At 63.2% G+C, this 10,713-nt stretch carries 14 protein-coding genes; 3 read left to right on the forward strand and 11 right to left on the reverse strand.

Annotated features, from left to right (window positions below):
- Positions 1–8: 8 nt before the first annotated feature.
- Positions 9–1,472, reverse strand: a complete 1,464-nt coding sequence (locus ACE03M_RS19040) for a benzaldehyde dehydrogenase (protein WP_143922217.1) — start codon at positions 1,470–1,472, stop codon at positions 9–11.
- Positions 1,473–1,658: 186 nt separating this feature from the next.
- On the opposite strand from ACE03M_RS19040, the gene ACE03M_RS19045 reads away from it, so the two are divergent.
- The gene (locus ACE03M_RS19045) at positions 1,659–2,432 is read left to right on the forward strand and encodes an IclR family transcriptional regulator (protein WP_143922218.1); all 774 of its coding nucleotides are present in this window, start codon (positions 1,659–1,661) and stop codon (positions 2,430–2,432) included.
- Positions 2,433–2,457: 25 nt separating this feature from the next.
- Here ACE03M_RS19045 and ACE03M_RS19050 read toward each other — a convergent pair whose 3' ends face one another.
- Together ACE03M_RS19050 and ACE03M_RS19055 are read right to left on the reverse strand one after the other, a co-directional pair.
- Positions 2,458–2,844 (reverse strand): DUF1304 domain-containing protein, encoded by a 387-nt coding sequence (locus ACE03M_RS19050; protein ID WP_485935565.1) that lies wholly within the window; start codon positions 2,842–2,844, stop codon positions 2,458–2,460.
- On the reverse strand, positions 2,841–3,104 hold the full coding sequence (locus ACE03M_RS19055; RefSeq protein ID WP_485935567.1) for a DUF2277 domain-containing protein: 264 nt from the start codon (positions 3,102–3,104) through the stop codon (positions 2,841–2,843). Before ACE03M_RS19055 ends, ACE03M_RS19050 begins: the two co-directional genes overlap by 4 nt.
- Positions 3,105–3,215: 111 nt before the next feature.
- On the opposite strand from ACE03M_RS19055, the gene ACE03M_RS19060 reads away from it, so the two are divergent.
- Entirely contained in the window at positions 3,216–3,959 is a 744-nt protein-coding gene (locus ACE03M_RS19060) for a GTP pyrophosphokinase (RefSeq protein WP_143922221.1), read from the forward strand.
- Positions 3,960–3,977: 18 nt separating this feature from the next.
- On the opposite strand, the gene ACE03M_RS19065 is transcribed toward ACE03M_RS19060, so the two are convergent.
- Complete coding sequence (locus tag ACE03M_RS19065) at positions 3,978–4,541, reverse strand: dihydrofolate reductase family protein (RefSeq protein WP_485935569.1); 564 nt, start codon at positions 4,539–4,541, stop codon at positions 3,978–3,980.
- A 192-nt stretch (positions 4,542–4,733) separates the two neighbouring features.
- Here ACE03M_RS19065 and ACE03M_RS19070 point away from each other — a divergent pair, with 192 nt between their 5' ends.
- On the forward strand, positions 4,734–5,492 hold the full coding sequence (locus ACE03M_RS19070; RefSeq protein WP_485935571.1) for an SDR family NAD(P)-dependent oxidoreductase: 759 nt from the start codon (positions 4,734–4,736) through the stop codon (positions 5,490–5,492).
- On the opposite strand, the gene ACE03M_RS19075 is transcribed toward ACE03M_RS19070, so the two are convergent.
- From ACE03M_RS19075 to ACE03M_RS19105, 7 genes are all read right to left on the reverse strand, one after another.
- Positions 5,477–6,067: a thiamine pyrophosphate-dependent enzyme gene (locus ACE03M_RS19075; RefSeq protein WP_485935573.1), complete on the reverse strand. Its 591-nt coding sequence runs from the start codon at positions 6,065–6,067 to the stop codon at positions 5,477–5,479. The two genes, ACE03M_RS19070 and ACE03M_RS19075, sit on opposite strands and share 16 nt — an antisense overlap.
- A gap of 1 nt (position 6,068) precedes the next feature.
- Positions 6,069–6,611, reverse strand: coding sequence for a thiamine pyrophosphate-binding protein (locus ACE03M_RS19080; protein ID WP_143922225.1), 543 nt, complete (start codon positions 6,609–6,611; stop codon positions 6,069–6,071).
- Between the two features lie 90 nt (positions 6,612–6,701).
- Positions 6,702–7,235 (reverse strand): O-acetyl-ADP-ribose deacetylase, encoded by a 534-nt coding sequence (locus ACE03M_RS19085; protein WP_485935575.1) that lies wholly within the window; start codon positions 7,233–7,235, stop codon positions 6,702–6,704.
- A gap of 111 nt (positions 7,236–7,346) precedes the next feature.
- Complete coding sequence (locus ACE03M_RS19090; RefSeq protein WP_143922227.1) at positions 7,347–7,865, reverse strand: hypothetical protein; 519 nt, start codon at positions 7,863–7,865, stop codon at positions 7,347–7,349.
- Complete coding sequence (locus ACE03M_RS19095; protein WP_485935578.1) at positions 7,862–9,187, reverse strand: signal peptidase I; 1,326 nt, start codon at positions 9,185–9,187, stop codon at positions 7,862–7,864. Before ACE03M_RS19095 ends, ACE03M_RS19090 begins: the two co-directional genes overlap by 4 nt.
- Before the next feature lie 2 nt (positions 9,188–9,189).
- Complete coding sequence (locus ACE03M_RS19100) at positions 9,190–9,921, reverse strand: SipW-dependent-type signal peptide-containing protein (RefSeq protein ID WP_485935579.1); 732 nt, start codon at positions 9,919–9,921, stop codon at positions 9,190–9,192.
- 14 nt (positions 9,922–9,935) lie between these two features.
- On the reverse strand, positions 9,936–10,541 hold the full coding sequence (locus tag ACE03M_RS19105; protein WP_143922229.1) for a SipW-dependent-type signal peptide-containing protein: 606 nt from the start codon (positions 10,539–10,541) through the stop codon (positions 9,936–9,938).
- Between the last annotated feature and the right edge of the window lie 172 nt (positions 10,542–10,713).

Below are 10,713 nucleotides of genomic sequence, written 5' to 3' on the forward strand. Positions count from 1 at the left end.
TCAGCGAATCAGAAGGGATACGGCGCGATCTGCGAGCGCATCGTGACCCACTGGGTTTCGGTGAAGGCTTCGATATTGGCTTCGGCCCCACCGAAGCGGGATCCGTTGCCGGAATCTTTGGTACCGCCGAAGGGCACATTCGCCTCATCGGAGACGGTCTGCTCATTGATGTGGACCTTGCCGGAGTCGACGAGGTCGGCCAGTTCGATGGCCATGCCCACATCACCGAGGATGCCCACCGACAGACCGTATTCGCTGGCATTGATCAGCTCCGCGGCCTCCTCAAGAGTCGAGAAACGACTCACGGGCGCTACCGGTCCGAAGATCTCCTGCGTCCAGGCTGGGTTCGAGGGGCTGAGGTCTGCCAATACCGTCGGCGGCACGAATGCTCCTTCACCGGTTCCTCCGGCGACGAGTCGTGCACCGTCGGCCTGGGCCTTGTCGATGATGTCGCGGACGTTCGTCCGCTGCTTGTCGTCGATGATCGGCCCCAGCGCGACCTCCTCGGTGGCGGGATTGCCTACGGGCAGGTTCCTGGCACGCTCGGCCAGCTGTTCGACGTATTCGTCGTAGATGCTGTCGTGGACGAGGTGGCGCCCCGTGGTCATGCAGATCTGTCCCTGGTGCATCCACGAGCCGAATGCCCCCGCCGAGGTGGCCGGACCGACGTCTGCCCCAGGGAGGACGACGAGCGCGTTGTTTCCACCCAGTTCCAGATGGCAGCGCTTGAGGAGGCGTCCGGCGGATTCACCGACCTTGCGTCCGGCTGCGGTCGATCCGGTGAAGGAGATGACCGATACCTCGGGTGCCGACACCACTGCTTCGCCAGCTTCCCGGCCTCCGGGCAGCACCTGCAGGAGCCCTTCGGGAAGCCCCGCCTCGGCGAAGATCCGGGCCAGGCTCACGCCGCCGCAGACCGCGGTGCGTGGGTCCGGTTTGAGCAGGACCGCATTGCCCAGGGCCAGCGCCGGTGCGACCGAGCGGATGGAGAGGATGAGTGGGAAGTTGAACGGTGCGATGACCGAGACAACCCCGGCGGGCACCCGGCGGGAGAACGACCAGCGGGGTTCGTTCGACGTCAGGACCTGTCCCTTGGGGTGGCTGGGCAGGGCGGAGGATTCGTAGCAGATCTGCTCGGCGGAGCTGACTTCCAGCCCGGCCTTGGCGGGAATCCCACCTGATTCGCGGATGATCCAGCCGGAGATCTCCTCGGCGTGCTCGGCCCACAGTGCCCCGGCCCGGCGGAGGACAGCGGCACGCTCGGCAGGTGGCGTCTTCGCCCACTCCTTCTGTGCTGCGGCCGCGCGGGTGGCGGCCGCGTTCACGTCATCGGCGTTCGCAGCGCCCAAGCGCCCCAAGGTCTGGCCTGTGGCGGGTTCGATGACGTCATAGGATGCGTCTGCGCCATTCGTCCACGCGCCGGTGAAGATCTTGCCGTGCCACTGGGTACCTAGGAAACTGTTCTCGCTCATGTCGTTCTCCCCTATTCCTGCTCTGGTCGGGTTGTGACTGTGTTGACGTTCGAAGTCGGCCTTTTCGGACACAGGTGATGCACGTGACAGCCACGCTTATCGGCCACAATAGTGATGCGGACCACGGGGAGCCATCGGTGTTCCATTGATTGAGAATACGCGCGCCCTGGGGATACGATTGCGGACATGGCGAACTCTCAATCGGGCGATTCCATGATCGACCGGCTGGTTCGGGTCCTCGGCTCGTTCGACCCCGATCACCAGAGTCTGAGCACCGACGAGCTCTCCGCACGAGCGGCATTGCCGAAGTCCACGGCCTATCGGCTGATCAACGACATGATGCGGCACAATCTGCTGCAGCGCGACCCCAGCGGACGGCTGCGAATCGGCGTGGGAATGTGGGAGCTGTCGAACCGCGCCTCCGACGCTGTCGACCTGGCATCCGTGGCCAGACCGCACATGATGGCCGTCCACGATTTCGTCGGCGAGAACACCCAGCTGGGAATCCTGCGCGAACGCGAGGTCCTCATCATCGAGCGGATGTCGAAGCCGACCGCGGTCATCCACCGATCGAAGACAGCGGGGAGACTCCCTGCGCATGCATCCTCGTGCGGGCTGGTGCTGCTCGCCCACGCCCCCAAGCACGTGCGGGAGGCCTACCTGCGCGGACCGCTGGCCGCAATCACCGAGAAGACGACGACCGATCCGGCCGTGCTGCGGAAGATGCTGGCCACGATCCGGACCTATCATTTCGCAGAGCTTGCCGGACATATCGATGACGGCACCACCGGTATAGCGGTGCCCGTCTTCGACGGTCAAGGGCTGACGATCGCCGCCATCGGCGTTGTCGTCGACTCCGAGCACCATGTGGGTGGGCCGGCGATCATGCAGGCCCTGCGCACCGCCTCGGCGGGGATCACGAAGGATCTCGAGGCTCAGGGCAAATCCGTGGTGGACTGATCAGGATCAGCACCTGAGCACCGACTCAGACTGCGATGCCGATGGCGAGGCTCGCAACCGCCAACAGGGGCAGGAGCCCCTGCTTGATCGCCGAGGCAGCGAGGCTCGGTGACGAGGACACGAGCACCAAGGCCGCCGCCAGCATCGAGCCGACGCCGGTGAACACGAGAGTCAGGCCGATGACCGGTGCGCCCGCGAGGCAGACGATGATGCCGATGAATACTGCAAGGGCGAGGAAGAGATTGTAGAAGCCCTGGTTGAAGGCCATCGACTTCGTGGCCCCGGCTTCCTCCACGCTGGTGCCGAACGTCGCTCTGGCACGCGGACTCATCCAGGCAATCGATTCCAGATAGAAGATGACGACGTGCAGAGCCGCTGCAAGACCGGCGAGAACGAGCCCGAGAATCATCATGCGCGGGCCTCGTATCTGGCTCGTCGCTTCTCGGCCTCGACCTCACGGTTCTTCGGCGGAGCAGTGGTCACCAATGCGTCGAGGAGATGCTGAGTCGTGTGAGCGATCTCCTCGACAGCTGCATCGAAGGCCTCCGCATTGGCGTGGGAGGGCTTCGTCGTGCCCGCGATCTTGCGCACGTACTGCAGCGCTGCGGCGTGCACTTCGTCCGAGGTCGCATGGGGTTCGAAGTTATGAAGGGTTCTGATATTCCTGCACATGTTCCAAAGGTACGCCCCGGGACGGACACGGAATAGGGGCCTGCCGCCGATAGACTGGTCGGGCGCCCCCTCAACAGTCCAGCTCCCTCAACAGCACCGCCATGGAGAACGATGACCGATCGAATCCCACCCTCGAGCATGGCGCTGACTCCTGGCCAAGTGTCGAGTGTGCGAGCCCTGCGGCGCGACTTCTCCAGACTGCTCATGGAACACCGCTTCGTCATCGACGAGCTGCTGACCAAGATCTCCATTCTCAGCGAAGAGTCCTCACACACGCACAGCTACAACCCGATCGAGCACATCACCTCGAGGGTGAAATCACCTCGGAGTCTGCTGGAGAAGGTCAATCGCCGAGAGCTTCCACTCGACCTCGATGCGATCCGCACGAAGATCACCGACATCGCGGGCATCCGCATCACCTGCACCTTCATCGCCGACACCTATCAGGTGCTCGACATGCTGACATCGCAGAATGATGTTCGGGTCGTGGAGATCAAGGACTACATCGCCCACCCGAAGCCCAACGGCTACAAGAGCCTGCATGCGATCCTCGAGGTGCCCGTGTTCCTCAGCGGCGGCCCGACCCCCGTGATCTGCGAGGTCCAGATCCGCACCATCGCCATGGACTTCTGGGCCAGCCTGGAACACAAGATCCACTACAAGTTCGCAGGCGAAGTTCCCGATCGGCTCGTGGAGGAACTCACTCGCGCCGCCGAGGTGGCCGGCCAGCTCGATCGCAAAATGGAACAGCTGCACACCGAGGTCCACGACTCTGAACCCGACGGCTCGACCAGCGAGGACTTCGATGACGAGGCGATGCGCACTCTGTGGGAGCTGAGCAGGCGCGAGAGCTGAGGCCTGAGGCTCCGAGGCCTACGGCTGCTTCGGGCGAAATCTGCGAAACCACGCGTCTTTGTTGGCTTCGTCCTCTGCGATGAGCTCCCAATAGACGCGCCTGCCGCCTGGGACGTCGAAGATACGCGTGCCGTCGCCGAGGAAGATGGGCGCGACGAAGACCTGCATCTCGTCGATGAGGTCGACCTCGAGCGCCTGCCGACCGATGTCGGCGCTGATGATCTGGATGTCACGATCACCGGCGATGGCCCGGGCCCGATCGACCACCTCGGCGATTGAGCAATTCACGGCTGTGATCGTCGTGTCCTGCGCGAGCTCCTCGGGACGATGGGTGAGGATGAACTCGGTGCCTTCCCACGCTCCGCCGTAGGCTTCGGAGGTCATTTCGTCGCGCTCGGCCGCCTGTGCCTTGGCCGCGTCGTAACCGCGGCGTCCGGAGATGATGACGGCAACCTGTGATGCGAGGTCCTCGACGGTGCCGTCTGAGAGCGAACCGAGCCCAGCTATCCAGGACATGTCGTGATTCGGGCCGGTGATGAACCCGTCGAGTGAACTCGTGAAACCCCACGTGACTCGTGCCATCGCTCCTCCTTGAGCAGAAGTGATTGCGTTTGACAATCACTTTCTTCCCATTGAACCACTGCCGTCCGGCAGTGACAAGGGAAGAAGCAGAAGACGTGACCGAGCAGACGGAATTTCGGCGCCCTGAGGTTCGTTGCACCAGGTGAGGGCCACAGAGCATGGCTCATCGAAGAACGGAAGAAGGTCATCGCAATGGCAGATTTCACGAACAAGGTCGCGCTCGTCACCGGCGGAGGATCCGGACTCGGCGAGGCCATCAGCAAAGAACTCGCAGCCAAGGGCGCGAAGGTCGTCGTCACCGACATCAATCTCGAGGCAGCCCAGCGAGTCGTCGATGAGATCACCGGGACCGGTGGAACCGCCTCGGCGATCAAGCAGGACACGGCTGCGAAGGAAGACTCTGAGAAGGTCGTCAAGTTCGCCGTCGACACGTACGGCGGGCTCAACTATGCCGTGAATAATGCCGGCATCGGCGGCGTCCAGGTTCCCGTGGGGGAGACAGACCTCGACAATTGGGACAAGGTCATCGACATCAACCTCAACGGCGTGCTCTACGGAATGCGATACCAGATACCGGCGATGCTCAAGGCCGGCGCCAGGGACAGCGCCATCGTCAACATGGCCTCGGTTCACGGTTCGGTCGCTGCGATCAACAACGGTGCCTACACCGCAGCCAAGCACGGAGTCGTCGGCATCACGAAGAATGCCGCCGCAGAATATGGCGCACAGGGTCTGCGCATCAACTCCGTCGGACCCGGCTACATCACCACGCCGCTGCTCGAAAGCAACCTCGACGCTGAGACCCTGGAGGGCCTGAAGGCCAAGCACCCGCTCGGCCGCTTGGGCACCGCCGAGGAGGTCGCCAAGGTCGTGAACTTCCTGCTCTCCGATGACGCTTCGTTCGTCACCGGCGCCTACTACCTCATCGACGGCGGCTACACAGCAGTGTGAGGTCCCATTCTCGCTGTCAGCCATGTCTGGAAACGGTGGGCGAGGACCACCGGGTCGACAAGGAGCTTGGGAATGTCGGCGGCATTGCCTGCTTCGATGCTCGCATGCAGCAGCGTCGGCCCGGTCGTCGTCAGCAGGCGATCGAATTCATCGCGCAGCTGAGATTCGTCCGTGGCTCGGCCGACCGTCCAGCCCGCGGCTTGGGCGAGTGCGCCGAGGTCGACGTGTGAGGAGTAGGTCGGCAGTCCTGCGGTCGATCCGTACACCTGATTGTCCAGCAGGACGAGAAACAGCTTTTCGGCGCCGAGGAATCCACCGGTGGGCAGCACGTTCGGGTTCATCAGCAAGGATCCGTCGCCTTCGAGACCGATGACTTTGGGCAGGTCGGAGTCCTTGGCTGCCAGGGCGAGGCCTGTGGTGATGGAACCGACGAGGCCCATCGAGTCGAGGACGTAGAAGTGGTTGTCCCGGTTCTCCACGGAGGCCAGCTCACGGCTGGTTGCCGCACATGTCACGACGACGGGCAGTTCGGCGGTGAGTTCGTTGAGGACTTCGAGTGCTTCGATGCGCTTCATCTCAGGTCACCTTCCCATCGGTGTTCCAGAATGATCCGAGGACGACGACCGGACGGTAGGTCATACGGGCGTGAACACCCGCCTCGGCGACTGTCTGCTCCCAGTCTTCAGCCGAGGATCGACGGTCGAGTTCGAGGACTTGGAGTCCTACCGTACGCAGCACCGTCGGCATGGGCTGGCTGATCGAGTGGATCATCGAGTTGTACTCCCCCGGGCCGCCACGGGTATTGGCGAAGATGAGCAGCGGCAGGTGATAGGACATCGAGAATGTCGTCAGTGCCGTGAGGCTGTTGCCGAAGCCGTTGTCCTGCATGACGACGGCCCCGAACTTCCCTGCCAGCGGCAGCGCCCCGAGGACTCCGATTGCCTCCTCTTCACGGGAGAGCGGCTTCACTCGCTCCGAACTTCCGGCGGTCCCACCGTCAGCGGTGACCAGATGCTCGATGATCGGGGCGATGGTGACGGATGGAATGTAGCCGATGAGGTCGACACCGGCGCCCCCGATCCCATCGGCGACGGCCTGCGCATATGACTTCGTTGTCACAGATTTCCTCATTCCCTGTCTTCGGTGACTCGGTGTCGGGTGATGTTGATGACGTTGCCGTCGGGGTCGCGGACCTTCATCGGATCTTCCTCACCATTGGTCGTGGTCGAACAACTGGCAGAATACGCTGGTCATCGATTCGCTGAAGAGAACGAAGACCACCTCGGCGATCTGCTCCCAGCGTCCGCGTTCCCTGCCGTCGACGATGACGGCGTGGGCCGCCTCGGCGACGTCCCGGGCCGACCAACCATAGACTCCCCCGCCGATGGCAGGGAAGGCCACCGAGGCGGCACCGAGTTCCTCGGCTGCGTTGAGACTCGACTCGAAGCACGATTCGAGCACTTCGGGATCGGCTTCGCCCTGGTGCCGGTTGGGACCGACAGTGTGGATGACCCACCTGGCTTCGAGCTCGCCGGCAGGTGTTGCGACTGCCTGACCTGCGGGAAGTCCGCGCGGGTGGCTGGTTCGGCGGACCTCACGGCAGGCCTCGAGCAGTTTGGGCCCGGCTGCCTTGTGGATGGCTCCATCGACACCGCCTCCGCCGAGCAGACCTGAGTTGGCGGCGTTGACGATCGCGTCCACGGACGTCTGCGTGATGTCTCCCTCGAGTACCGTGATCTTCATGATTCGAGTCTAGTCAGCCGGGGAGGGCTGTGACAGGGGGCGAGTGTCTGCTCGCCGCCGCCATCGCGAGCGTTCGGATGGTGCGGTCCGATTCGAGTCCGATCGCCCGAGTCAGGCCCTGCAGCGAAGCACCACGCCGATACCGAGGAGATTCACCCCATATCCGTTGACTGTCATTGACGCTCCCGTCCACCCTCCGACCGGCTTAGCCTGCACGGTCATCTTGTAGCTCGGCAAAGACACCAGCGACAGCTTCGTGTCTCGGTAGGTGTACGTCGTATTCTGGGTGGAGAAGGTCTCCGTGCTCGGCGACCCCACCAAGGGAGTCCTCACCACAGTGACCGTGTAGTCGAGCTGCAGAGCGGTGGATATCTGGGGCCTGTTCCAGTCCAGCTTCAATTGGTCCCCGCCCAATCCCAGCAACACGCTGTTGTCCGTGCATCTGAGATTGCTGATCGTCAACGATCCCGCTGCGAACGACCCCCTGGCCTGGTCTGAACTCTTCCACCCGGCCATCGTCGGCTTCACAGCCGACAAGGCCACCACGAGCATGACGAGTGCGAGCCCTGCGATCAGCGCCTGCAAGCGACGTTTATGCAGCGACTGGTGTCTGCGCTCAATCAGGTTCACGACATTCTCCGATGACGTGCCCTGACGACCAGTGCGGAACCAACGGCAATCAGCACAACTGCGGCCAGCAGGAGCCACTGCCATCCGTCGATTCCCGTCCGAGGGAGGTCACCGGGCACATCGGGGTCCGGGCTGTTCGGATCATCGGGGTCTCCGGGGTCGCCTGGGCCCAGCGACACTTCTTCGCCCTGACCGATTGCAGTCAGCCGCACGCCGCTGCGTTGCCCAGCGACAGCCTCGGCGTTGGCGCTCTTGGCCATTGTGACTGTCACCTGCACGCGGCGCTTCTGGTCGCTGGGCATCTCGAGAAGAGGTCGATCGTTATCGGGAGCAGCCCCGAGGTCGTTGAGTGGAATCTGCCGGATCAGGTGAGCAGCACCGCCGGGGCACTGCTGCATCGGCACGATCCGTGCGCACGTCTGCACATCGACCACCAGTTCGGAAGCGAGTTCGTCCGAGAGTTTCCCGGAGCCGATCTCCAACTCCACCGTCCCGGGTTCGGGTGCCTCGGCCCAGACATCGACGGTCCAGGCCGCTGAGGCGCCTGGGCTGAGGTTGAGCATCTTCGATTCGTCACCCACGGCGCGCATCTGCAGGTACTGCCCGCGCACCTCGGCGGTGATGTTTGTGGTGTCGTCAGCCGCGGCGGCCAGTGGAGTCGGAGCCCCACTCGAAGTGATCGAACCACTGTTGACCGCTAACAGCACAACGACGGCAGGCAGTACGAAGGCGTGCCTCGGTGAGCGGCTAGCGCCCGCTTGGTCCGTGACGTGCGCCGAAACCTCGGCGGCTGTGGTCCTGTCCGTCTCCTCCTCGGCGAGTTCATCAACCTCGTGCTTCTCACGTCGTGGCCAGAAGGCCCAGACGACGAGCAGGGAGGCTGCGATCGTGATGCCGCCGAGGACACAGGGGCTGCGGAACTGCTGAATGACGGGGGCGATTCCCGGAACTGAGACCATGACCTTCCGGACGGTGTCCGCGGCATAGGGCTCGGGGTCCTTCGCCTCGTTGGCATCCCCCTTCATTTCGAAGGTGACCTGACCAGACCGGCTCTCGGTGTCGCTGATCGAGGTGACACGGTGGGTGACGGGAAGGACACCCTCGCCGCGATCGACGGTGATGATGTCGCCGACCTTCATCTCCTCTGCCGGAATCTCATGGACGAAGGAGATCGATCCGGCCTCGATGGTCGGGCTCATCGATCCCGTCTTGAACATCATGATCGACACGTTGAAGACGAAGCTGAGGATGACGAGGACGATGCATACGAGGCCTAAGGCGGCGAGGATGTTGAGGAGCGCTCCCCCGAGCCACTTAACCACAATCAGGACCCTGCCGGAACGGACTTAGCGTCGAACGTCCACGTATGCGCGGCGCTCGTACCCTGTGCAGCACTCGGAGTGGAGATCGGCAGGACGACTTCGAAGCAGTAGGCCTGGACCGAGCCTGCCACAGAATTGACCGTCTGCTTCGATGTACTCGTGACAGACGTCCTCAACGGCTGTTTGGAAGCACCCCCGCCGAAGACATAGCTCGGCGAACCGGCGAATGCCGAGGCGTCGCAGGCAGAGGCGAAGGCCTCGGCAGCCGAGGGGAACGACTTCGTCACGGCGCGATATTCGAGATTTCCGGCAATAGTGCTCGAGGACCCGGCGACGCCGTTTCCTGCGACCTGGATCTGACCTTTCATCGTGGTATCGGCTGTCGTCCTCACATAGGCGGGAGCGTAGACAGTCGAGCCCGGGTACATTCCGGTGGCTTTGAAGGTCATTTCACGGCTGCTGCTCCACGTCTTGTCGACCGACAGGTCGATTTTGAACCTGCCTGCCTCGAATGACCCCGAGGCGGTCTCGGTATCGGTCCAGGCTGCCAGGGTTGCGGTGGCACCGATGCCGAAGACCAGGCCTCCCGCGAGAACCGCTTTGATTCGCCGGTTGCGCAGCGCTCGGCCATTGGGCGCATGAGCTCGGTTTTGCCGTCGACTGTCTGAACGGGGCCCTGACGAGACCCGCTCAGACGGGCTGGGGTCACGCAGCGGACCCAAGGTGAACCTCACGGAGACCGATCTGACTATTCAGCCGAGGTCGCGGTGAACTGCCACTGGGCAGTCGCGGCCTGACCCTGTGTCAGGCTGTCATCGGCGGTGACCTGGAAGCACAGAGCGACGGGGGCACCTGCAGTGGCGTCTGCGCCGGCAGTGAGGTCAAAGCCCTGGGCGCCTGCGACAGAGCCTATGGCTGTGCCAGCAGGGACGATCGACGTGCCGGTCGCGTCCGCGCTGCAGGCGCCGGCGTTGGCGACAGCGACTATTCCGTAGGTCAGCGCCTCAGCGTTGCCGCCGTTTCCTGCAGCGCTTTCAAGAACCACGCTCGCGTCATATGAAGTGTCGCCGTCGAGCCTGAGAACGAACGGAGCTGCCACAGTGTCGCCGGGGGTGAGGTTGTCGCCGCCGTCGAGGTCGAAGGTGAGATCCGCGGCGCCCGCTGAGCTCTCGTGATCGGTGAAGTCGGTTCCGTTGGTGCTTCCCTGCACATTGAACGAACCGGCGCCGAAGGTCCCTTCGGCCCATTCGTTGTCCGTCCAGGCGGCCAGCGTCACCGCAGCTCCGACACCCAGAACGATGCCACCGGCGAGGATGGCCTTGAACTTGCGAGAACGCGTCGTGGACTGCGTCATTCTGACTCCTTGAAAAAGCACATATGTGCACAAAACACCAACAGTGGTGACTTGTTCCTTATCATACAATTACTTGTGCAATAAAATCGTTAATCACACCTGTGCTTTCCGGCACAGCCCCGAAATATTCGCATTCTGTGCGCGGGCACCGCAGAGGCGGGGGGGGGGGGGG

The organism is Brevibacterium sp. AGC70 (assembly GCF_057334195.1).